The 24,086-nt window shown below is 42.3% G+C and carries 24 protein-coding genes; 2 read left to right on the top strand and 22 right to left on the bottom strand.

Annotated elements, in window-relative coordinates; genetic code table 11:
- Positions 1-9: 9 nt before the first annotated feature.
- The 13 genes from OW255_RS06200 to OW255_RS06140 form a co-directional block, all read right to left on the bottom strand.
- On the bottom strand, positions 10-1,035 hold the full coding sequence (locus OW255_RS06200) for a glutathione S-transferase C-terminal domain-containing protein (protein WP_268116020.1): 1,026 nt from the start codon (positions 1,033-1,035) through the stop codon (positions 10-12).
- A 16-nt stretch (positions 1,036-1,051) separates the two neighbouring features.
- Positions 1,052-1,486, bottom strand: a complete 435-nt coding sequence (locus OW255_RS06195) for a GNAT family N-acetyltransferase (protein WP_268116019.1) — start codon at positions 1,484-1,486, stop codon at positions 1,052-1,054.
- A 13-nt stretch (positions 1,487-1,499) separates the two neighbouring features.
- On the bottom strand, positions 1,500-2,456 hold the full coding sequence (locus OW255_RS06190) for a glutathione S-transferase family protein (protein ID WP_268116018.1): 957 nt from the start codon (positions 2,454-2,456) through the stop codon (positions 1,500-1,502).
- Between the two features lie 27 nt (positions 2,457-2,483).
- The gene (locus OW255_RS06185) at positions 2,484-2,975 is read right to left on the bottom strand and encodes a GNAT family N-acetyltransferase (RefSeq protein WP_268116017.1); all 492 of its coding nucleotides are present in this window, start codon (positions 2,973-2,975) and stop codon (positions 2,484-2,486) included.
- Positions 2,976-3,006: 31 nt separating this feature from the next.
- Positions 3,007-3,771 carry an amino acid ABC transporter ATP-binding protein gene (locus OW255_RS06180; protein WP_268116016.1) on the bottom strand — a complete coding sequence of 255 codons (765 nt, stop codon included), beginning with the start codon at positions 3,769-3,771 and terminating at the stop codon, positions 3,007-3,009.
- Complete coding sequence (locus OW255_RS06175; protein ID WP_024836768.1) at positions 3,758-4,501, bottom strand: amino acid ABC transporter permease; 744 nt, start codon at positions 4,499-4,501, stop codon at positions 3,758-3,760. Before OW255_RS06175 ends, OW255_RS06180 begins: the two co-directional genes overlap by 14 nt.
- A 24-nt stretch (positions 4,502-4,525) precedes the next feature.
- Complete coding sequence (locus tag OW255_RS06170) at positions 4,526-5,458, bottom strand: transporter substrate-binding domain-containing protein (RefSeq protein WP_268116015.1); 933 nt, start codon at positions 5,456-5,458, stop codon at positions 4,526-4,528.
- Positions 5,459-5,481: 23 nt separating this feature from the next.
- Complete coding sequence (locus OW255_RS06165; protein ID WP_268116013.1) at positions 5,482-6,471, bottom strand: glutathione S-transferase family protein; 990 nt, start codon at positions 6,469-6,471, stop codon at positions 5,482-5,484.
- A gap of 325 nt (positions 6,472-6,796) precedes the next feature.
- Complete coding sequence (cysK, locus tag OW255_RS06160) at positions 6,797-7,729, bottom strand: cysteine synthase A (RefSeq protein WP_024836771.1); 933 nt, start codon at positions 7,727-7,729, stop codon at positions 6,797-6,799.
- A gap of 329 nt (positions 7,730-8,058) precedes the next feature.
- Entirely contained in the window at positions 8,059-9,243 is a 1,185-nt protein-coding gene (locus OW255_RS06155) for a MalY/PatB family protein (RefSeq protein ID WP_024836772.1), read from the bottom strand.
- Positions 9,236-10,390 (bottom strand): trans-sulfuration enzyme family protein, encoded by a 1,155-nt coding sequence (locus OW255_RS06150; RefSeq protein ID WP_024836773.1) that lies wholly within the window; start codon positions 10,388-10,390, stop codon positions 9,236-9,238. Before OW255_RS06150 ends, OW255_RS06155 begins: the two co-directional genes overlap by 8 nt.
- 121 nt (positions 10,391-10,511) lie before the next feature.
- Positions 10,512-11,420, bottom strand: a complete 909-nt coding sequence (locus OW255_RS06145) for a LysR family transcriptional regulator (protein WP_024836774.1) — start codon at positions 11,418-11,420, stop codon at positions 10,512-10,514.
- 73 nt (positions 11,421-11,493) lie between these two features.
- Positions 11,494-12,801: an O-acetylhomoserine aminocarboxypropyltransferase/cysteine synthase family protein gene (locus OW255_RS06140; protein WP_268116010.1), complete on the bottom strand. Its 1,308-nt coding sequence runs from the start codon at positions 12,799-12,801 to the stop codon at positions 11,494-11,496.
- Positions 12,802-13,079: 278 nt separating this feature from the next.
- On the opposite strand from OW255_RS06140, the gene OW255_RS06135 reads away from it, so the two are divergent.
- Together OW255_RS06135 and OW255_RS06130 are read left to right on the top strand one after the other, a co-directional pair.
- Positions 13,080-13,892 (top strand): superoxide dismutase, encoded by an 813-nt coding sequence (locus OW255_RS06135; RefSeq protein ID WP_268116009.1) that lies wholly within the window; start codon positions 13,080-13,082, stop codon positions 13,890-13,892.
- A gap of 208 nt (positions 13,893-14,100) precedes the next feature.
- A complete protein-coding gene (locus OW255_RS06130; RefSeq protein ID WP_197029663.1) occupies positions 14,101-14,274 on the top strand; it encodes a hypothetical protein in 174 nt (57 codons plus the stop codon).
- A 216-nt stretch (positions 14,275-14,490) separates the two neighbouring features.
- Here OW255_RS06130 and OW255_RS06125 read toward each other — a convergent pair whose 3' ends face one another.
- The 9 genes from OW255_RS06125 to OW255_RS06085 form a co-directional block, all read right to left on the bottom strand.
- Positions 14,491-14,928, bottom strand: a complete 438-nt coding sequence (locus OW255_RS06125; RefSeq protein ID WP_268116008.1) for a hypothetical protein — start codon at positions 14,926-14,928, stop codon at positions 14,491-14,493.
- 1,019 nt (positions 14,929-15,947) lie between these two features.
- Positions 15,948-16,397, bottom strand: a complete 450-nt coding sequence (locus OW255_RS06120; protein WP_268116007.1) for a hypothetical protein — start codon at positions 16,395-16,397, stop codon at positions 15,948-15,950.
- 77 nt (positions 16,398-16,474) lie between these two features.
- The gene (locus tag OW255_RS06115) at positions 16,475-16,801 is read right to left on the bottom strand and encodes a hypothetical protein (RefSeq protein WP_024836780.1); all 327 of its coding nucleotides are present in this window, start codon (positions 16,799-16,801) and stop codon (positions 16,475-16,477) included.
- Positions 16,802-17,016: 215 nt separating this feature from the next.
- Positions 17,017-18,027, bottom strand: coding sequence for a GGGtGRT protein (locus OW255_RS06110; RefSeq protein WP_024836781.1), 1,011 nt, complete (start codon positions 18,025-18,027; stop codon positions 17,017-17,019).
- A 49-nt stretch (positions 18,028-18,076) separates the two neighbouring features.
- Positions 18,077-18,769 (bottom strand): iron-sulfur cluster assembly scaffold protein, encoded by a 693-nt coding sequence (locus OW255_RS06105; protein WP_024836782.1) that lies wholly within the window; start codon positions 18,767-18,769, stop codon positions 18,077-18,079.
- A 182-nt stretch (positions 18,770-18,951) separates the two neighbouring features.
- On the bottom strand, positions 18,952-20,202 hold the full coding sequence (locus OW255_RS06100; RefSeq protein WP_268116005.1) for a C40 family peptidase: 1,251 nt from the start codon (positions 20,200-20,202) through the stop codon (positions 18,952-18,954).
- A 118-nt stretch (positions 20,203-20,320) separates the two neighbouring features.
- Positions 20,321-21,667, bottom strand: coding sequence for an MATE family efflux transporter (locus tag OW255_RS06095; RefSeq protein WP_268116004.1), 1,347 nt, complete (start codon positions 21,665-21,667; stop codon positions 20,321-20,323).
- Positions 21,668-21,725: 58 nt separating this feature from the next.
- Positions 21,726-23,114, bottom strand: a complete 1,389-nt coding sequence (gltA, locus tag OW255_RS06090; RefSeq protein ID WP_268116002.1) for an NADPH-dependent glutamate synthase — start codon at positions 23,112-23,114, stop codon at positions 21,726-21,728.
- Entirely contained in the window at positions 23,114-24,004 is an 891-nt protein-coding gene (locus tag OW255_RS06085; protein WP_268116001.1) for a sulfide/dihydroorotate dehydrogenase-like FAD/NAD-binding protein, read from the bottom strand. The genes gltA and OW255_RS06085 overlap by 1 nt, the downstream gene beginning before the upstream one ends.
- Between the last annotated feature and the right edge of the window lie 82 nt (positions 24,005-24,086).

The following is a 24,086-nucleotide window of genomic DNA, read 5'->3' as shown; positions in this document are numbered from 1 at the left end:
CTGCCTGGATTATTCATTTCCCTTTCCATGGCGTTTGAACTTCTCCTCTGGAGTTTTGCTTAATTCCTTCCGGGTTTGAGGGGCAGACCAAATACCTTCGTAATCAATCTGATTCACAAAACGGGAATTAAAGTCCTGGAAAAGGGATTTATTCTCTGACCGGGGCGCCGCAATATCCCGGAAATATGTGTTATTGCGGAAAGCCGGAATTACATATAAGTCTCTTAAGTATGCCCATATATTCTCGTAATCCACCACCCGTCGCTTAATCGGGCCGAGATTGCGGTAATAATGGGTGTCAAACCTCGCTAATGTAACAAAAAGCCGGACATCACTGTCTGTGACATAATCGCCGAATAAAAAGCGGTTCTTTGACAGTCTCTCTTCTATCTCATCCAGAGCCTTGTAGAAATCTTCAAATGCCTCTTCATAGGCTTCAAGGGACTGGGCAAACATCATACGGTAGGTAGCATTGTTTACATTGGGAAAAAGCCAGTCATTGTAATCATCGATTTCCTGACGTATTTCTTCCGGATATAAGTCCGGAGCATCCGGAGCCTGGAACGGCCGGAAGGCTGTTTCAAAATAGTTGGTGAGTCTGTGATAATCATTGTTCACCACCTGCTTTGTTGTGATGTCTACAAGAGCTGGAACCGTGCAGCGTCCCTGATAATCCGGATCAGCGTTATAATAAAATTCACTTAAGAACTGAGCCCCCAGTACCGGATCTTTTCTGTCCTCATTATACACGAATTCCCATCCAAATGCACTGTTTTCCTTGCTGTGTCCCACAAGATTGATTCCAATGGCATCCGTAAGCCCAAGAAGCTCCCTTACAATGGAGGCCCGGTTGGACCAATGACAGCCCTTGGCCCAGAAGAGACGGTATCTTCCGGCTTCCGCCTTTAGCTCACCTTCTCCCTCTCCAAAAGGAGTTGTAAAATGATTGGGCTGGCGGATGAATGCCCCTCTTTCATCAATTTCATTTTCGATTTCTTTTGGACGCAGTCTCTGTTTCGTACTCAAGCTTGACATATCAAATCCTCCTTTTTCAGACATATTTTTCCGTATGGATAATCTGAAAGATTCCTCCATCTATCTTTACTCCATAATCCGGCTGATAGCCCAGGGCTTCATAAAAGCCCACGGCTTCATCCCGGCTGGTGATAACAATTTTTTTAACGCCCCATTCCCGGATCCAATTCTCCGCTTCGTCAATCAAAAGCCTTCCGACTCCCCTACTACGGTATTCACTTAAAACACTGACACGCTCAATTTTTGCTATGTTCTCTTCCTCCAGAAGATGAATTCTGCAGGTTGCCACAGGGTAAATGCCGTCAAGAACTAAAACATACAGAGGTTCGTTAAAATCTCCCTCATCGAATTCTTTGTCCATGGGGACACGAAATCCTTTCACCATGGTTTCTACTCTGACATAATAGACACCTGCATACTGCCAGTTTTCCGATACTCTTACTGCCTTCACCCTTTCGCCTCCCCTATTTATAATGGATGGTATCTCTACCATGAGGTTTTAACAAGCCGGATAGATCAGGGCCTTTTGGCACAATACCGTAGGGATTATTGGATACGGCGCAGAGATGGTAATGCTTTTTAATGGCATCAAGATCTGTGGTATCCCCAAAGCCTTTCTGGGAATATAAGTCTCTTACATAGCCCCAAAGATTGGGAAATTCAGAAATCCGGTTACGATTTAAGAAAAAGCCGTTATAGTATGCGACGTCAAACCGAACCAGTGTAACATATAGTCTTACATCCGATTCTGTGATTTTATCTCCAAATAAATAACGGCTGTGGCTTAAACGCTCTTCCAGCCAATCCAGGCGGTTAAATACGAGGGAATAAGCCTCTTCATACGCCTCCTGGCTTCTGGCAAATCCAGCCTTGTATACCCCGTTGTTGATCTCGTCAAAAAGAATCTGGTTTAATGCGTCAATCTCTTCTCTTAATGCTTCAGGATAGAGGTCAAGGGCATCCGGCTTATGGTATTTGCTCCACTCTACCTCCCAGTATCTGGTCAGGTGATAGTAATCATTATTTACTACGGTTCCTGTTGCCACATCCACTACGGCTGGAACGGTAAATCTACCTGTGTAATCCGGGTCCGCTTTTAGATAAGCCTCGCTTATATAATGAATCTTTAATACCGGGTCCACCTCACCAGCATCTAAGGTAAATGCCCAGTCCGTCCGCTCTACATCTGGCCTTACAGGGTCTAAGGTACCCAGGCTTATGACATCATGAAGGCCTAAAAGGCTTCGAACAATCACAGACCTGTGGGCCCATGGACAGGCAGGTGACCAAAGCAGGCGGTATCTGGAAGGTTCTATGGGGAGCTGCCCCTCCTCTATTCCAAAGGGAGTGGTAAAACGATTCTCCTGTCGTTTAAACTTCCCGTCTTTTTCTACTTCATTGGTGATAAATCTCTTTGACATGGCAATTTCCTCTTTTCCTATTGGCTTTTATGACCTTTTCATATCTTCCCTTCCATACTCATCCACGAACCGGTATGATTCCGGAAGCATAAATCCTTCCTCCTCCATAAAGGCTCTGGACTCTTCGGAACCGTTAAAGATACACATGGCGGTCTTGCTTCTTCGAAATCCCATTTTTTCATATAGGGCTACTGTTCTTGGGTGGGTATAAAGAATTACATTCTGGCCTTTTACCTGATCAAGAAGAAGAGTGATCAGCTTTCTGCCCACTCCATTTCCCTGAAATTCTTCCTCAAGGGCTATGTTATAAATGGCTGCCTGGCAGACTCCGTCGGATAAGGCTCTCCCCACTCCGATAAGTCTTTCCCCATGGTAAACAAATACCACGGCGTAGCTGTTCGTGAAGATGGTCTCCTGCTCCTCCTTCGTATGGTTCGAAAGTCCGGACCGGCGGAGGATATCAGAAACTTCCTGCCAGTTCACATGTTCTTTTGTTGTCTTATAAATAATATCGTTCATAAAAATACCTCCCGAGGCTTAAACTTTTTTCCTATATTGTAAAATCCGGGCTTTCCAGCATATGAATCTTCACCAGGAACTCTTTTAAGCGTTCATTTTGAGGATTATCAAAAATTTCCTTTGGGGTTCCATCCGCTACAATTTTTCCATTTTCCAGAAATAGGATTCGGTTTGCTACGTTTTTAACAAAGTTCATTTCATGGGTGACCAGTAATATGGTGTTACCCTCTTTGGCCGCATTCCGGATAGTGGTCAGTACTTCACTGACTAATTCCGGGTCAAGAGCAGAGGTTGGTTCATCCATGAGAAGAAGTCCCGGGTCCATGGCAAGCGCTCTGGCTATGGCGACCCGCTGCTGCTGTCCGCCAGACAAGTGTCTGGGATAATGAAAGAGGCGGTCTCCCATTCCTACCTTTTGAAGGTGCTTAACTGCAATCTCCCTGGCTTCGTTCTTTTTTAACTTCTTTACTACCATTAAGCCTTCCATTACATTTTCAAGAGCCGTTCGGTTCTTAAAAAGATTGAACTGCTGGAAAACCATTTCCGTGTATCGCCTCAGCTCCAGCTTTTCTTTGGAGGATTTGGTGGTTAAATCAATGGTTCTGCCATTGATGACTACAGTGCCCTGTTCTGGCTTCTCCAGGAGATTGATGGAGCGTAAAAGGGTTGACTTTCCCGTGCCGGAAGGACCGATGATAGCAACCACATCTCCCTTATTAACGGTTAAATCCATGTTATCGAGTACCACGTTTTCGCCGTACTTTTTACTTAATCCGCGGATTTCAATTGCGCTCATTTCCTGCACCTCCTTTTACCACTGTGACCTGCTCCGGTACACTCATTCTTTTTTCTATGTATGCAAACAGTCTTTCAATGAAGATTGTCAGCACCCAGTAGATGATGGCAAGAGAACAGTAAATCTCAAAATACCGGTAGCTGCTGCCGGCTAAAATCTTACCCTGAGCGGTTATTTCCACCACCGAACAGGTAAATGCAAGAGACGTGCCTTTTACCAGACCGATGAGGGAGTTTCCAAGGGACGGTATGGCAACCGTTACAGCCTGGGGAAACAGCACTCTCCGAAAGATCTGGAAGCCGTTCATCCCTAAGGATTTAGCGGCTTCCACCTGGCCTTTTTCCACGGACTGGATGGCAGCACGTATGGTTTCCGAGTCAAAAGCGGACTGATTTAAGCCCAATGCCACGATGGCAAAAATAATTGGCGGTATCCCGTTGACGTTATATTCGGTTCCATTGTAGAAATTGTAGTATTTTAAGGCAATGGGAATCCCAAAGTAGGTTAAGTAGAGCTGAACGATAATAGGGGTTCCTCTTACTACCGATACGAACAGAGAACAAATCTGCCGTAAGACCGGAATGTTGTGAATTTTTACAAATGCAATCAAAAGCCCTACTACCCAGCCGATCACCAGGGCGATTACCGTCAGTTTTAAGGTTACGGGCAAGTATTTCAGTAATGCGGGAATTTCCGTAAATACCAGCTGCCAATCAAATATTTTGCTCATCTTGTTCCTCCAGCTAATCCTTCTTTATTTATAGGAAGGGGAATAATCGTTACCAAACCATTTTAAGTTGATTTCCTTTGAGGTTCCGTCTTCAATGACTTCTTTTAAGGCTTTATTTAAATCTTCTACCAGTGTTTCATTTCCTTTGCTGACAATTAAGTAGCTGAATGGCTCTCCCATCAGATCCTTGGAAACATCATTATTTAAAGAAACGCCGGTTACATTAAAGTTAAACTCTTTCTGGTAATACTCAAACATTGGTTTATCCATTAAAACGAAATCGTATTTTCCGGCCTCTACATCCTGAATCTGAAGAACAAGGTCTTCTTCGCTGTATTCGATGTTGATTGGCTTTGATGGATTGGCTGCATTATAATTTTCAAGTGCAGTGGTTATGTTGATGCCTGCCTGGGAAATGGTCTTTAAGCCTGAAAGGTCATCCCATGATTCAATGGTTTCTGCTTTGGCATTGTCTTTTTTAAAAATGGCAACGTATTCATTGGCAAAAATCGGGTCTGTAAATAAGTACTTTTCTTTTCGCTTTTCATTCTTTGCAAAGTTGTTTACACCAATCTGGTAACGGTCAGAATCCAGGCCGGCAAAGATGGATGGAAAATCAGTCACTTCAATTTCAAGCTTATACTGGGGAAGACGTTCAAATATAGCTTTGATTAATTCAATGTTATGTCCTGTCAGCGTATTGTCCTTATCTACGAAGGTAAATGGCTTTGGGGAGCCGCCTGTAGCTGCGTAGATAGTGATTGGCTCTGTTTTATTCTCTCCTGCTGCTGTTGTGCTTTCCGCTGTCTTTGTTCCCTCTGAGGCAGCCTCACTGGCTTTACTCGTCTGGGCTTCTGATGGTTTGCTCTCCTGCTTTGCGCAGCCTGCCAATGCGCCGATTACGGCTGCTGCTGTAAGGAATCCTAATACTGTCTTTTTCGCAAAATTTTTCTTCATAACTTTTCTCCTCATTTTTAAGTTTAATATTGAACTAGTCTTTTTCCAAATTTCTCATCTCTGTTATGTGGTTCGGTCCAAGTGGAAGTATCCGGGCCAAGGGGAAGGATATTGTAAGGATTATGGGCGTGATTACCCAGGAGATATCCTTTCTTAATGGATTCAAAATCCGTTGCTTCTTTAAAAGCTTGAATGGAATATAAGTCCTTTGCATAATTCCACAGGTTCTCAAAATCGGTAAGCCGGTTTCTGTTTGTCTTAAAGCAGAAATAATAGGCTATATCGAATCTTGCCAGGGTCACGTATAGGCGGATATCGGAATCTGTGATCTGATCTCCAAACAGATACCTGCTTTTTGACAGGCGTTCCTCCAACCAGTCAAGCCGTTCAAACAGTACCTCATAGGCTTTTTCATATTCCTCCTGGGACTGGGCAAAGCCGGACTTATAAACTCCGTTATTCACATCATGGAACAAAATAACATTCAGTTCATCGATTTCTTTTCTTAATTCTTCTGGGTATAGATCAGGTGCTCCTTCCTTATGAAGCGGCTTCCATGCCGTTTCCCAATGGTTCGTCAGGTGGTGGTAATCGTTATTTACCACCTTTCTGGTCTTTACATCTACTACAGTTGGAACCGTTGCTCTTCCCTCATACTCCGGTGCTGTCTCTGCATAGATTTCTGGAAGATAGCGAATCTGTAATACGGGATCAACGCCTCCTTCATCTAAGGAAAATTCCCAGCCCTGCTCTCTTCGTATGGGGCTTACGGTTCCTACGCTGATCGCATCCTCCAAGCCAAGAAGCTTTAATGCAATGATCTGTCTCGTGGCCCAGGGACAAAGGGGAGTCCAGATAAGGCGGTACCGTCCGGCCTCCACCGGAAGTTCTCCTTCCCCATCTCCAAATGGGGTAATAAAGTAATTTTCCTGTCTTACAAATGCTCCTGTTTTTGATACTTCGTGTGCATCTTCCGAGGTTACCACCTTGCCAAATTTCTCATCTATTGCCATTATTTTTTCCTTCTTTCTGATTTTTGGGTACAAAAAAAGCAGATGCCGTCTGACGCCTGCTCCCCATAGCATTTTTTCTATGCATAGGATATCAGGTTTCGCCATTGGTATAGCATAAAGAGAGTCTGCACATGACGATTAAATGATTGTTTGATTTCATGTTCCAACACTTCATTTGAAAACTCCTTTCTGTACTTTCTTTATTCTTTCTTAAATCATACCATTCCTATAGGTTTCTGTATAATATATAAAAAATACAGCTGGCAATAAGATTTACTTATAACCAGCTGTAAATACCACCAGTCACCTTGTATGTCAGATCTCTTTAGCCAAATAATGGGGTGGACAGATAGCGGTCACCGGAATCAGGTAATACCACAACAATGGTTTTTCCCTTGTTTTCAGGTCTTTCTGCTAATATTTTTGCTGCTCTCAATGCTGCACCAGATGAAATACCTACCAGGATTCCCTCGGTAACTGCAAAGGTCTTTCCTTCTGCAAATGAATCTTCATTCTCTACTGTGATGACCTCATCGTAAATTTTTGTATCCAATACCTCTGGTACGAATCCTGCTCCGATTCCCTGAATCTTATGAGGGCCTGGGTTTCCTCCGGAAAGTACCGGGCTGCTAGCAGGCTCTACGGCTACGATCTTAATATCCGGATTCTTTTCCTTTAAGTAGGAGCCTGCTCCAGTAATGGTTCCGCCAGTTCCTACGCCTGCGACAAAGATATCTACGCTTCCATCGGTCTGCTCCCAGATCTCTGGTCCGGTGGTAGCTCTGTGCACCTTAGGGTTTGCTGGATTTACGAACTGACCAAGGATGACGGAACCAGGAATGGACTCCTTTAATTCCTCTGCCTTTGCAATGGCGCCCTTCATGCCCTTGGCTCCTTCTGTCAGTACCAGCTCTGCGCCGTATGCTTTTAATAAGTTTCTTCGTTCCACACTCATGGTATCCGGAAGCGTAAGTATCGTCTTATAGCCCTTTGCCGCTGCAACCGCTGCAAGGCCGATTCCTGTATTGCCGGAGGTTGGCTCGATTATGGTAGCGCCTTCCTTTAATACGCCGCTTGCTTCCGCATCCTCGATCATGGCGAGCGCGATACGATCTTTTACAGAACCTGCCGGATTTAAGTATTCCAGCTTCGCAAGTATGGTAGCGTCCTTAATTCCTTCCTTTGCACTGTAGCGGTTTAATTTAAGTAACGGTGTTCCTCCAATTAATTCTAATGCACTTTCTTTGATTGCTCCCATGATATGTTCCTCCATTTTTTAGTTTGATTATGAAAAAAGAGCAGCTGCCACTTTGGCACCTGCTCTTTGGTGTTTATGAAATAAACTGCTATTTCATCCCTTTAAGCTGTCAGGCAACGCAAATGGCATTACAATAAAACTGTATCACTCTCCATACATACAGCCTGACAACAACATTTATTATTAAAATAGATCCGATTAGAGATAACATTCGTATTATATTTCATATGTGACCACCTCTTCTATTTACATACATATTTAATATGTTTATATGTTATAATTATATTAATACATGAAAAGGTGTGTGTCAATAACTTTTTAATATTTTTTTAAAGTTCTGCTATGGCAGCCTTCAGCTTATCAAGAGCCTGCTTTAACGTTGACTTCGGACATGCAATGTTAATCCGCTCAAACCCTTCTCCGGCTTCTCCGAAAATGGCTCCGCTGTCCAGCCAGAGGCCTGCTTTTGTTACAATCATTGACTCCCGCTCTTCTTCTGTGAGTCCAAGCTCCCGAAAATCCAGCCATACAAGATAGGTACCCTCTGGCTCGATCAGCTTGATTTGAGGCAAATGTTTCTTTAGATACTCCCTTACAAAGCCGAGATTTTCTTTTAGGTATTCCATCAACTCCTCATGCCACGCTTCTCCATGGCGGTAAGCCGCCTCACAAGCCGTAAGTCCCAGGGTGTTTAGCTGACTGTAGCCTGCGGCTGCAATTTCTTTTTTAAACCTTCTTCTGATATCAGCGTTTGATATAAAAATATTGGAGACCTGAAGACCGGCCAGGTTAAAGGTCTTGCTGGGAGCCGTGCAGGTAATCGTCCTGTTTTTAAGCTCGTCTCCAATGTTTGCAAATACCTGATGCTTTCCGTCGTAGACAAAATCCTGATGGATCTCATCGCTGATGACCAGAATGTCGTGGCGGATGCAGATTTCACCCAGCTGCTCTAATTCCTCTCTGGAATAGACTCTTCCCACTGGATTATGGGGATTGCATAAGAGGAATAATTTCACCTTGTTTTCCACAGCCTTTTTTTCAAAGTCCGCCAGATCCATTCTGTAAATACCGTCTTCTGAAAGAACCAGGGTATTGTCCACAATCCTTCTGCCGTTATCCTCAATCACTTCGCTGAAGGGATAATAAACCGGCTGCTGGATCATGACTCCGTCTCCCGGCTTTGTAAAGGCTCTCACAGCCATAGCCAGGGCGAACACGACGCCAGGAGTCTTAACAAGCCATCTCCGTTCCACAGACCAGTCATGCCGCTTTTTCATCCAGTCCCTTACTGCCTCAAAATAATCCTCCTGTACTTCGCTGTAGCCGAAAATACCATGCTGGACCCGTTCCGTTATGGCATCTAAAACCTCCTGGGAGACTCTAAAATCCATATCTGCGACCCACAAGGGCAGCACATGCTCCGGCTTTCCTCTGCGCAGGGCAAAGTCGTATTTCAGACAGTTGGTATTCCTTCTCTCTATTAATTCATCAAAATCGTAATTTCTCTTACTCATGAAATACCTGCTCCAATTCTTTGATTAAATCTTCTGCGTCTTCAATTCCTACGGATAACCGTAAGATACGGTCCGTAACTCCATTCGCAGCCAGAACCTCTTTCGGTACATCGGCATGGGTCTGGGTAATGGGATAAGTAATCAGAGTTTCTACGCCTCCCAGGCTTTCTGCGAAACGGATCAACCGGACATCCTTTAAAATCTTATGAGCCAGTTCCTTTGATTCCACCTCAAAGGTGACCATACAGCCAAAGCCTCTCGCCTGCTTTTTACAGACCTCATGTCCCGGATGATCTTTAAGCCCCGGGTAACAGACCTTTGTTACCTTCTTTTCGTTACAAAGAAAGGAAACCAGCTGCTCTGCATTCTTCTCAGCCCGGTCCATTCTAAGGGCCAGTGTCTTAATTCCTCTTAAGATCAGCCAGCTGTCAAATGGAGCCAGTCCGGAGCCCACTGTCTTAATAAGAAAGCGCAGCTTTTCAGAAAGCTCTTTTGTGGAGGCTACTAAAAATCCAGCTATGGTATCGTTATGTCCTCCCAGATATTTGGTTCCGCTGTGAACCACAATATCCGCTCCCAGTTTTAAGGGATTCTGAAAATAAGGAGACATAAATGTATTGTCAACAATGAGAAGAAGTCCATGTTTTTTTGATATTTCTGCCAGTCTTTCAATGTCAATGACATTCATCATTGGATTGGTGGGAGTTTCAATAAAGATGGCTTTTGTATTCTCCCCTACCAGCTTTTCAAATTCTTCCGGAGAACATTTTGCGCAGTCAACGTTGCTGAATAAGATTCCATTTTTCTTACTCACATTGTCAAAAAGGCGAATGCTTCCTCCATATAAATCGCAATCCGTAATAATATGGTCACCGGGACGGAATAATTCCATCAAAGCTGTAATGGCAGCCATTCCGCTGGAAAATGCCAGGGCATCCACACCGCTTTCCAATGCTGCCACTACCTTTTCCAGTTGCTCTCTCGTTGGGTTCTGCAAACGGCTGTAATCGTACCCGGTGCTTTCTCCTACACCTCTATGTGCAAAGGTAGCTGTTTGATAAATAGGGAAGCTGATTGCCCCTGATTGATCCACCGTTTCCTCTGTTCCATTGCCGTATAAACACTTTGTTGAAATTCCATATTCCATACTTATCCACCGCTTTCTCGTTTTCTATTTTGTCCTATAAGTATACCCATATGGTAGGTTGAACCGCTAATACTAAAAAACAATAGCCTGCTATAGTTTCTTTCTATGGTTCAATATTTTCTTACAATAGCTGGGCCTCATACTTTTTAAGCTCGTCAATATATTTCGTTCCAAGAACACTTAAGGGCATTTTTTTCTTTTTAATATACCCAATTCTCATCTTATCCTCTGTATCAAGAGGAATGGCTCGATATTCTCCTCCGTTTAAGTCCTCGCAGATGATACCACAGCAAAGAGTATATCCGTTTAGTCCCACCATCAGATTTAATAAGGTGGCCCTGTCGTCAGCCTTAATAATCTGCTTATATTCATAGGTGCTGAATACTTCTTCTGCCAGATAAAAGGAATTGTTATTTCCCTGCTCAAAGGAAAGACAGGGATAATTTTTAAGGTCTTCAAATCCGATCCGGTCCATGGCCGCAAGGGGATTTCCTTTCCAAAGATACACATAGATTCCGCATCGAAACAGATCGATGAACTCTAAGTCATTGTCGATAAGAAGTTTTTCCATGGCTTTTTGGTTAAAGTCATTTAAATAAAGAATTCCCACTTCGCTCTTCTGGTTTTTCACATTTAAAATGACCTCATAGGTCTTTGTTTCATGGACGGCAAATTCGTAATCATCCATACCAAACTCTTTTGCCATATGAATGAAAGCCTGAACCGCAAAGGTATAATGCTGCATGGAAACGCTGAACTTCTTTTTGAATTTTTCCTTTTTTACAAACCGTTCTTCCATCTGACGGTACTGCTCCAACATCTGTCTTGCATATCCTAAAAATTCTTCCCCTTCCGATGTGATCACTATACCACGGTTGGAACGAAGAAATATGGTCAGACCTATCTCCTCCTCTAAATCCCTTATGGTGCTTGACAGACTTGGCTGGGTAATGAATAGTTCGGCTGCTGCCTTGTTCATGGACTTCTGGTTGGCAATGCAGACGGCATACCGTAACTGTTGTAATGTCATAGTTACTCCTTTCCTGACACGCGCTCAACAGGCTGCCATATGGTAATGGCAGCCTGCGTGCGGTTATGTAATCCTATTCCACTGCTTTGAATGCTTCTGCTAAATCTTCAATGATATCCGCTGCATGCTCCGTACCAATGGAAAGTCGAATGGTGTTCGGCTTAATTCCAGAGCCTAAAAGCTCCTCTTCCGTCATCTGGGAATGTGTGGTGGAAGCCGGATGGATTACCAGAGACTTTACGTCAGCTACATTTGCCAGTAGAGAAAACAGCTCCAGCTGGTCAATGAAATCTTTTGCTTTCTTTGCATCTCCCTTAATCTCAAAGGTGAAGATGGAACCGCCTCCATTTGGGAAATACTTCTTATAAAGCTCCTGCTGCTGTGCATCCTCTGAAATAGATGGGTGATGCACCTTCTCTACCTGAGGATGATTTTTCAAGAATTCCACTACCTTAATGGCATTTTCCACATGGCGTTCAACCCTTAAGGATAAGGTCTCAAGTCCCTGTAAGAAGATAAAGGAGTGAATCGGGGAAATGGAGGCCCCTGTGTCACGAAGTAAAATCGCCCGAATCTTCGTAATATAGGCTGCCGCTCCTGCTGCCTTTGTAAAGCAGATTCCGTGATAGCTTGGATTTGGCTCTGTTAAGGTCTCGAATTTACCGGATGCTTCCCAGTCAAATTTTCCGCTGTCAACAATCACGCCGCCAATGGTGGTTCCGTGGCCACCGATGAATTTGGTTGCTGAATGTACCACGATATCCGCTCCGTATTCAATAGGTCTTACCAAATAAGGAGTCGCAAAGGTATTATCCACGATTAACGGAATTTTATGTGCATGAGCGATATGAGCAATTTTCTCAATATCAACGACATCGGAGTTAGGGTTTCCAAGAGTCTCGATAAAAATAAGCTTTGTATTCTCCTGAACCGCTTTATCTAAGGCATCGTAATCAAAAGGATCCACGAATGTGGTTTCAATACCGTACTCCGGAAGAGTATGAGCCAGCAGGTTATAGGTTCCGCCGTAAATATTTTTAGCTGCAACAATATGATCGCCATTCTTTGCAAGGTTCTCAACGGAATAAGCTACCGCTGCTGCTCCAGAGGCAACGGCAAGGGCTGCGAGTCCCCCTTCCAGTGCTGCAATTCTCCGTTCAAATACATCCTGGGTAGGGTTGGTAAGTCTTCCGTAAATATTGCCTGCATCTGTCAGATTAAACCTTGCTGCCGCATGCTCGCTGCTATGAAATACATAAGAGGATGTCTGGTAAATAGGGACTGCTCTGGCATCGGTAACAGAATCTGCCTGTTCCTGACCAACGTGTAACTGTAATGTTTCAAACTTAAATTCTCTTTCTGCTCTATTCTTCTTTGCCATGGGGAATTCCTCCTGTTTACATCTTCTCTGGTTTGTTTGATTTCTATCTTGATCGTATTATACCGTGTTTGAAGCGTTAGTGTTAATATGTATAATTACTATCTGGTTATAGGTAAAACCTATAGCAAACACCCAAAGTCGGTTCCTTGACCATTCACTGTTTCTTTATTATACAACACTCTCTTGCAGCTTACACTATTTTTTTCTTCCTTGCTTATCCATCATATATCAGATATCCCTGAATATACATATACAAAAATGCAAAAGGATAACAGCCCATGAACGAACATTACCCATTTGTGAATCCTCCGCTTCCGTACGCCTATGACGCTCTGGAGCCTTATATTGACACACAAACCATGTATCTTCATCATGACAGGCATTTACAGAGGTATGTGGTTGAGCTCAATACAATATTAAGAAACTATCCGGAACTGCAAAACTTATCCCTTCCGGAGCTGATATCAAACCCGGAAAACCTTCCTGAAGAAATACGCCAAGGCATTATCAATTATGGAGGAGGCGTTTATAACCATATTCTTTATTTTAACGGCATGACCAATGCTCTGAACCGTTCCCAGGCCGAAACTCTCTATCCTGCCATTGTTCGGGATTTCGGTACTCTGGAAGAGTTCTTTAATGAATATAAACGAAAAGCCTTATCTGTATTTGGATCAGGATTTGCCTGGCTGGTGGTCGCTCCCGATGGAAGCCTTGAAATAGTCACCACCCGGAACCAGGATACCCCTCTTGCCGATGGATTCTGCGTGGTAACTGGCATGGATGTATGGGAACACGCTTATTATCTGAAACGATTTAACGACCGTGCAGCGTACATCGAAGACTGGTTCCATGTAGTCAACTGGGAGATGGCAGACGAGCTTTATAAACAGTGTATGAATAATCTGGAAAATCAGAGGGCAAATGCCCCAGAACAGCCCGCTGATACGTTAGGTGCTCCTACTGCTGAAGAAGAGCCTGTTCCAGCTCCTGAGACTTATACAGGGCCTGGCTCCGGACTGGAAGAGCTTCCGGTTGCAGGGCCAGAGGCTCCTGCTGCTCCAGAAGAGGAAGTTGTTCCTACGGTTTGATATATAGCTTACATATTCGTTCAGCACGTTTCTTTTGCATATTAGTAAGAAATACGGAGCCGATATCACGGTTCCTTTTCTTTTAGCTTTTAAGCTATATTTTTCTTGTATTAATCAATGATATAGATGGAGATATACTGTTTGAAAGGTATTACTTATTTTGTACTTTTATAGTAATATAAAATAAAAATATTGAAAGGGAGAAACTATGGACAAGTTTTTGAAAAATGAATGGAGCTATCTTGAAAAGAAGCTGATTGTATCAACCTTTTTCTTATCAGGAGTTGTTATTGGTTTTTTAATTGCTCCCATTAAAAAAGGGATTTACTGCGGGAACAATAACCATATTACTATTCATAAAAAAAAGAAGTATCATAATTGAAATGATATGATTTCATAGCTTTTACATACGGAAATTGAATAAATCACTAGAAAAAGGAGCCGCAAAAACGGCTCCCTTATTTTTAGTTATTTATTACATAACATTATAAAAATCAAGCTTTTTTTAGTGCTCGCCTACTGTAACACTTTCCTCAAATCTAACCGCAACCTTAGCGTCTACCATTTTTTAAAGTATTACACCTAGCAGTCGCATAGATTATTTCTTTGTATATTCAATAACCACGTATGCAGAGGCACCAGAATAAAATCCACCAACATTAACAAAGTAATATTGTAACTCACCTGCTCCCGCATCATAAACCATATTTACTGCAACAGGTAGCGCATCTGCGCGGTTATAGGATGTCTGCAACACGATCTGACCCGTTTCTGCCTTATTGGTAGCACTACCGTACAAATCAACCAGTCTATCAATATTAAGTCCTGAAACATCTGCAAATACTAACGAATTACCACTTTCATTTGCTAGCGATCCTGTAATGACCTTTCGATAAATTGGCTTACCGTCAATCCATTTACCGCATACAAATTCTTCCGTAGAATATACGTTTTCAGTCTCTGGACCAACATTTCTGCAGCCACCACAGCAACCATAATAGTGATTAACAACAGTACAACACTTTTTTTCATCCATAAATAAAACCTCTCTTTCATCTTTTATACTTACCAGTATCTATTCCAAAATAAATAATTAGGAATAATTCTATTATAAATCTGCCAAATAATCAGTAACAGGACACGAATAGGAAACGGTTTTTAAGCACATAGATTTTTTAATAATTTTCTAAATTTTCATATTTACTAAAAAAACGCCCACCTAGCGTTAATTAAAGATGGACGTTTCATAAATAATAAATTTGTGATATAGCAATTATTACTTAGTTATTTTACATGACGATGAAAACATTTTAGCACACGTTATCAAATCCTAATCGAGTTTGATGAAATCTTCTGCATTACCCTCTGGTCGCATAACCTCTAAATATATTTATTGAAAGGCTTATATTTTTTCGTATTTGTTTTTGACTCACTCCATTTGCAAAAACACAAATATTTATCAATATGTACAATCATGACAATACTCAGCTGTAGCGCTTATACCGTTATCCATCTACAATCCAAAATGAATGCTTTTCCTTTAGCACTCGCGTAATATCTTATGGCATTTATAAATTATACTTTATGATTACTTGCTATCATATGATTTATTTCGTATAATATACAAAATATTAAATTACAGATATAAGGGGGAAACGAGACTTGTCAACATATTTTATCATGGGTGCACTTTATTTAGGATCAGGTCTGTATCTAAAATCGGTTGAAAAAAGAAGACATGTTCGCAGAAAAAACATCGCTGGTGAAGAGGAATTCAAATCCCACAGGGATTCTAAAATGCAAAGCGCAATTGATTGTGTAATTAGCATTGAAAGCATTTTTTTAGTTATAGGTGGTGTCACTTCTTTAATGTGTTGGTTTATGATAATATTTCATATATTCTATAAATAAATAGATTTACTTCTCTCCAATAAACAATACTGTCTACAGATCTGATACATATAAAACAAACTCCAGATACTCAATAAAATCTAAAAATAAAAGGCAGCATCCCCATGAATGCTACCTTTTGTCAAAGTATTAATTATTACACAATTAATCTGAATCTTTTTTCTTAGTACTAAATTGAGCCGCCAGCATTAAACACCCAAAATCTGCTGCTAATAATATAAAATATATAGTTCCAAAAGCTGTTGATGTTTTTGCACTGGCTAGGTCATAATAGATTTCATCATTATAAAGCAATGCATTAAACTTGTGTCCCTTTAGTCTTACAAATTTATCATAACCTACCGCACCCTTTACTTCATACTCCTTATTTTGATAGGCAGCGGTGACCTTTATGAATTCTTTCGCTTTTTTTCTAAACATCTTTTTAGCAACGACATTTTTATTTACATCTAAAATTTCTACTTCTACCTTCTCACAGTCCTCTTCCCTTACTCCATTATTTACTTTCAGGTTTAACACTACGCAGGCTACAGTTATTATTACAAATAATACTAAAAAAATATTTCTTAATTTCTTTCTCTTTGCATTTTTCAATGACTCGATCCCCTGTTCGTATTCTAAACTATGATCTGACAGCTAAACAGATTAGATAGTTCGCCTACCATCATCATTTATTGCATCTGTTTCCAGTATTTCGATAGAAAACAAAATGTAATGATAGGATTTACCAGACCGACCATTGATGATATAATCCCCACACTATGTATAGCCACATTTAGAACCATTATAATGATTGTACAAACAACAATGGCGTAAAAGGCAATCTTCGTTTTCTTAATTAACAGCAGTACATATGCAGCACAACCAGCTAAACCAATAACAGCCAGATCAAAAAATCCTAACGTACCATTGACAATTGCAGCAAGTGCGCTTAAAACGATACAAATAATGCTCCAAATCTTAATTCCTTTTCCAAATACTAATACTTCTTCATTCATCTCATTCCCTCGCTTCTCAGTTATAATGTTACATATAAATAATCGTCCTAAATAGTAACTTCTTAATGTTAATAAGGAAATATGTCTCATAATCTCAATTTACCCTCATTTTATACAGAAAAAAGGAGCCGCAAAAACGGCTCCTCTTCTTATGATTACTTATGCGTATTTTTTCGTCTATTTATTACAATCCCTAATAAAATCAAGCTTATTTCTTAGAACTTACCAGCAGTAGCGCTCTCTTCAATTCCGACAGCTACAGCTACAGTAGCACCTACCATTGGGTTATTACCCATACCAATAAGACCCATCATCTCAACGTGAGCTGGTACGGAAGAAGAACCTGCAAACTGAGCGTCAGAGTGCATACGTCCCATAGTATCTGTCATACCATAGGAAGCTGGGCCTGCGCCCATGTTATCTGGGTGAAGGGTACGGCCTGTACCGCCGCCGGAAGCTACGGAGAAGTACTGTTTGCCTTTCTCGTTGCATTCCTTTTTATAGGTACCTGCTACTGGATGCTGGAATCTGGTTGGGTTTGTGGAGTTACCGGTGATGGAAACATCTACGCCCTCTTTCCACATGATAGCAACGCCTTCGGTTACGTCGTTGGCACCGTAGCAGTTTACTTTTGCTCTTAAGCCTTCAGAATAAGATTTTCTGAAAAGTTCTTTTACTTCGCCTGTGTAGTAATCCATCTCTGTTTCTACATAAGTAAAGCCGTTGATTCTGGAAATGATCTGAGCAGCATCTTTTCCTAAACCATTTAAAATAACTCTTAAAGGTTTCTGGCGAACTTTGTTTGCCTTCTCAGCAATACCGATGGCACCTTCTGCTGCTGCGAAGGACTCATGTCCTGCAAGGAAGCAGAAGCAGTCTGTACCTTCTTCTAACAGCATCTTTCCTAAGTTTCCGTGTCCGATACCTACGTTACGCTGATCAGCTACAGATCCAGGAATACAGAAAGCCTGAAGGCCTTCACCAATGGCTGCTGCAGCGTCTGCTGCTTTTCTGCAATCTTTTTTGATGGCGATTGCTGCACCAACTATGTATGCCCAGCACGCATTTTCAAAACAAATCGGCTGAATCTTCTTTACCTGCTCATATACATCAAGACCTGCATCTTTTGTAATCTTCTCAGCTTCTTCGATAGAAGCAATCCCATAGCTATTTAATACGGAATTGATTTTTTCAATTCTTCTTTCATATGATTCAAATAATGCCATTACCTTGTCCTCCTTATTATTGGCCAATAACTATTTTCCGGTCAGCCGATTATTCATGTCTTGGGTCAATGATCTTAACAGCATCTGCAACGCGGCCGTACTGTCCTTTTGCCTTTTCCCAAGCGGTATTCGGATCGTCACCCTTTTTAATAAAATCAGTCATCTTGCCAAGACTTACAAACTGATAACCAATGATCTGATTTTCCTCATCAAGAGCAATGCCGGTTACATAACCTTCTGCCATCTCTAAATAACGAGGACCTTTCTTTAAGGTTCCGTACATGGTTCCTACCTGTGAACGAAGTCCTTTTCCTAAGTCTTCCAGGCCCGCACCTACTGGAAGACCGTCTTCGGAAAATGCACTCTGAGTTCTTCCGTAAGCGATCTGTAAGAATAACTCTCTCATAGCAGTGTTAATAGCGTCACAAACAAGATCTGTATTTAATGCTTCTAAAACAGTTAAACCTGGCAGAATCTCAGCTGCCATAGCAGCGGAATGAGTCATACCGGAGCAACCGATAGTTTCTACTAATGCTTCCTGAACGATTCCTTCTTTTACGTTAAGAGTCAGCTTGCATGCACCCTGCTGAGGAGCACACCAACCAACGCCATGTGTTAAACCGGAGATATCTTTAACTTCTTTAGATTTTACCCATTTTGCTTCTTCCGGGATTGGAGCTGCGCCGTGGTGAACGCCCTGTGCTACTACGCACATCTCTTCTACTTCATGTGAATAAATCATGTTAAAACTCCTTTCGAATAAGTAATAATTGTGAAAAGTACTTTGTTAAATATATCACATCATACTTGATTACATTTTCTCATATTATGTCGATTTCCGCAAGTGTTTTTTATTTTATACAAAAGCCGGAAGGCAGAAATCACGGGATTTCTGCCTTCCGGCTTTCAACTATATTATGACATTTAAACGATTCTTCTTACAGATAGAATGGTCCGGTAAGTAGCTGTACCTATCTTAATTCCAGTCCTTGGGCTGCTTGCATGAACAATCTGTCCATTGCCGATGTAAATAGCTATATGGCCTGCATAACAGATCAAATCTCCCGGCTGGGCATCTGCATAAGACACCTCCCGGCCAGCAGAGCGCTGCTCCGTTGAGCTTCTGGGCAGAGAATAACCGAATTTCCGGTAGACCGCCTGGGTAAAGCCGGAACAGTCCGCTCCGTTTGTTAAGCTGGTTCCGCCAAAGACATATGGATTTCCAAGGAACTGAAGGCCATAGTCAGCCACAGCTCGTCCCGAGGCGCTGCCGCCGCTGCTCTTTGCTGCGGTTGGCCCGGAATATGTATTGTTGGCACTTGTGGACTTACCAGAAGTATTCTTTGCGGCTTTCTTTCTTGCATCTTCTTCTGCTTTTTTCCTGGCTTCCTCAGCGGCTCTCCGTCTGGCTTCTTCTTCCTTCGCCTTACGGATTTCCTCATTCTTCTTCTCTACAGTCTTGGCATAAGCTGCAGCTTCCTGCTTTGCAACTGCAAGCTGGCCGTCAAAGTTGGAAACCTCTTTTTTCTTTTTGCTGATCAAGGTCTCAAGCTGGCCCTGCTGTTCCTTATATTCAAGCTTCATGCCTTCCATCTCGGCTTTATCATCTTCCAAGTCAGCCTTGTAATCGGCAACCTTTTGTTTGGTCTCCTGATATGTCTCAAGCATCTTACGGTCATATGTATAAATGCCTTCTACATACTCAGCCTTATTAAGAAGATCAGACATGTTCTTTACCTGAAGAAATATATCCAGATATTCCGTATCGCCCTTTTCATACATATACTGGATTCTCTTTTTCATTGCAGAATACTGTTTTTCTTCTTCTTTCTTTGCCTCTTCATAATCCTTTTCGGCCTGTTTGATTTCGGCTTCTTTATTCGCCATATCATTTTCCAGTACCTTGATATCAGATAAAAGTTCTGTGAGATTAGAAGTAAGCTTTGATACCTGACTTTGAGCGGCACTCTTTTTATTCTCCGCATCCTTGGCCTTTTGATTGGCCTCTTCCATCTTTTTTTGCGCTTCCTGTTTCTCTTTTTCTGCTTTCGTAAGAGCATAAGCCGGCACTGTCTGGCTTACGACCAGGATACCTATGAGCGAACTTAAAAAAAACTTTCGTAGTCCTTTTGCATTCTTATGAATGCTGTTAAATAGTAATTTTCGTTTCATCATCCGTTCCCTTTTACCATATTTTCTACTATATATGTTAACTAAAACAGGAATAAAATTCAAGTCCAAAATTATTAATTTTTTAAATTTGATGTAATAACTTTGTTTTATTTTACCATTTTTAATCGTTTGGAAGCTTTTTTGCAACCAGCAAAAAGCAGAGGAAGAACAAAATTCCTTTTATAATCGAGGATATGGAGAATGCCCACCAGATACCATCAAGTCCCAGAGAGGTACCGCTTAAAAGAATTGCAAGAGGGATTCTTGCGGAGGTAAATATGATGCTTATGATGGAACATAACAATGTTTTCCCAAGGCCGGATAAAGCTCCAATGGTGGTAAGCTCCAGGCACATGAACATCTGAGAGAATCCCAGTATTACAAGATACTTAACACCAAGGGGAATCACATCCTGCTCATGAATAAAAACTCCAAATATCTGGGAGGGAAAGCATATTAAGAGTGCAGAGCAGAAGAACCCCCAGACAGCCATAATACCAATGGCTGTGGAATATCCCTTTTTCACCCGTTTAAATTGTCTGGCTCCATAGTTTTGTCCAATAAAGGAATTAATGGCAGCCGCGAAACCATCGGCTGTCATCCAGGAAATGGACTCGATCTGGCCTCCAACCCTTAGCACTGCAACAGCTGTATCTCCAAAACCGGCTACAAAACGGGTCAGGACCATGGAGATGCTGGTGTAGATTAAATTCTGGATTGAGGTAGGAAACCCTATTTTAACGATTTCCTTTCTGTAATTCCAGGGAACCTTGTGTAATATATGAACCTTGTCAAAAACATGTTTGTCCTTTCGGATGGCTCTTAAGAACATCACAGAAACAATAAATTGCGCCAGCACGGTAGCTGATGCAGAACCAGCCACGCCAAAGCCCTTTAATGGACCAAACCCAAAGATTAATAACGGGTTTAAAACAATATTTAAAACGAGACCGACTACATTTGCATATAAAGGCGTTCTGCTGTCTCCCGTTGCAGTCATAATTCCAGTTATAATTCCATTAAAAAAGGAGAAAAAAATAAGCCCGCAGGTGATTTTTAAATATACCTGGGCATTTAGAATAATGGATTCATGATTCAATCCAAAAAATCCAATCAATAAGCTTGCTCCAAAATAGCAAACTGCTCCAAACAAAACAGCAAATAACATTCCCATCTGTAAGGCAGCCGTAACATATTTCCCAGCTTCCTCCGGCTCTTTCCGGCCTAAGGAGTGAGCCACTTTAACCTGTCCGCCCATTTTGGCCATTGCTACCACTCCCTGGGACAGCCATACATACATTCCCGCTGCACCTACGGCAGCAACTGCTTCCGCCCCTACCAGTCCAAGCCAAGCCATATCCGTTAAGTTATAGGCCATCTGAAGCATGGCTGTTCCCATAATAGGCAGTGCCAGGCCAGTTAAGGCTTTAAATATTTTTCCATTTAACAAATCAATTTTTCTGTTCATACATCAATTACTCCGTTTCAAAAGGGCTGCCATACGGCAGCCCTTTTCTATCTACGGATCAATCCTTGGCAGAAAGAAATTCGTGAATTCCTCTGGCACCGGCACGGCCGGCTTCCATGGCAAGAATTACGGTCGCAGCACCTGTTACTGCATCTCCGCCGGCATAAACGCCTTCCTTGCTGGTCTTTCCAGTATCCTCTTCCGCAATAATACATCTGCGCTTATTGATATCCAATCCCTTAGTCGTATTGGAAATCAGAGGATTTGGTGAGGTACCAAGAGACATAATGACGGTATCTACGTCAATGACAAATTCAGAATCCTTAACCTCTACCGGTTTTCTTCTGCCGGATGCATCCGGTTCTCCAAGTTCCATTCTAATGCATTTCATTCCATTGACCCAGCCTTTTTCATCGGTTAAGATTTCAGTCGGATTGGTCAGCAGGTCAAAAATAATACCTTCTTCTTTTGCGTGATGAACTTCTTCTGCTCTGGCAGGAAGCTCTGCTTCACTTCTCCTATAAACAACATGAACCTCTGCACCAAGACGAAGCGCTGTTCTGGCTGCATCCATGGCAACGTTTCCGCCGCCTACGACTGCTACCTTCTTGCCTGCTGCAATCGGTGTGTCATAATCATCGCGGAATGCTTTCATCAGGTTGCTTCTGGTTAAATATTCATTGGCTGAGAATACGCCGTTGGCATTCTCACCTGGTATTCCCATAAACATGGGGAGTCCGGCACCGGAACCGATGAATACGGCCTGAAAACCTTCCTCATCGAAAAGCTGATCAATGGTTACAGATTTACCAATGATTACATTGGTCTCAATGGTTACGCCAAGCTTTCTTACGTTGTCAATCTCAGGCTGAACCACGCGTTCCTTGGGAAGACGGAACTCTGGGATACCATAGGTCAAAACTCCGCCTGGCTCATGAAGAGCTTCGAAAATGGTCACTTCATAACCAAGCTTTGCAAGGTCCCCCGCACAGGTAAGGCCGGAGGGGCCGGAACCAATGACTGCTACCTTTTTTCCGTTGGTCTTTTCTGGAGCCTGAGGTACGATACCGTGTTCTCTGGACCAATCCGCTACGAAACGCTCCAGCTTTCCAATGGAAACCGGTTCTCCCTTGATTCCACGGATGCATACGCCTTCACACTGACTTTCCTGGGGGCATACACGTCCGCATACCGCAGGCAGGGCAGAAGACAATGCAATGATCTTTGATGCTTCTTCGATATTACCGTCTTCCACTTCTTTAATAAATCCTGGAATATTTATGGAAACAGGACAGCCGCCCACACATCTTGGGTTTTTACACTTGATGCAGCGTGAAGCTTCCTCTCTTGCTTCTTCTTCATTGTATCCAAGGCAGACTTCCTCAAAATTAGTTGCTCTTACCTTTGGATTCTGTTCTCTTACTGGTACTTTCTTTAAAACGTCCATTACTCGTCACCTCCACACTGTCCGCATCCACCGTGATGGGTATCGCCTTCACTTTCCTTTAAAACCGCACGTCCTTCTTCTGACTTGTACATCATCTGACGCTTCATGGCTTCATCAAAGTTTACCAGATGGCCGTCAAATTCAGGTCCATCTACACAGGCGAATTTCACTTCACCGCCAACAGTAATACGACAGGCACCGCACATGCCGGTTCCGTCTACCATAACCGGATTTAAACTTACAATGGTTGGAATCTCAAGCTCTTTTGTTAAAAGGCAGACAAACTTCATCATAATCATAGGACCGATGGCTACACAAACATCGTATTTCTTCCCCTGATTATGTACCAGATCCTTGATTACTTCTGTTACCATTCCTTTTCTTTCATAGGAACCGTCATCCGTTGTAACATAGAGATTGCCGGCCTGTTCTCTCATGGCATCCTCAAGAATCAAAAGATTCTTAGTCTTGGAACCTACGATTACATCCACATCAATGCCATGCTCTCTCATCCATTTTACCTGAGGATAAACCGGTGCTGTACCCACGCCTCCGGCCACAAATAAGAACTTTTTCTTCTTTAACTCCTCGATATCTTCATGAACGAATTCAGAGGGATTTCCTAATGGTCCCACCACATCCTCAAAGCTGTCTCCGGCCTTTAAAACCGCCATCTTCTGGGTGCTGGAGCCAACAGTCTGAAATACAATTGTAATCGAACCTTCTTCCCGATTATAGTCACAAATGGTGAGAGGAATTCTCTCCCCTTTGTCATCCATCTTAACGATAACAAACTCTCCTGGCTGACAGGCTTTTGCGATCCGGGGTGCTTCCACATCCATCAGATAGATCTTGTCGGCCAACAATTCTGCTTTTAGAATCCTATACATCTTTATCCTCCTAATGTCTTCGTGAATATACCTGAGCACCGTTCCTGAAATCGACAAAATCCTTCAGGAGAATGCCATCAGT

The organism is Lacrimispora xylanolytica, from assembly GCF_026723765.1.
In the GTDB taxonomy this organism is placed as follows: domain Bacteria; phylum Bacillota; class Clostridia; order Lachnospirales; family Lachnospiraceae; genus Lacrimispora; species Lacrimispora xylanolytica.
The sequence above is the reverse complement of the archived record's forward strand: the minus strand, read 5'-3'. Positions and strand labels throughout refer to the sequence as shown.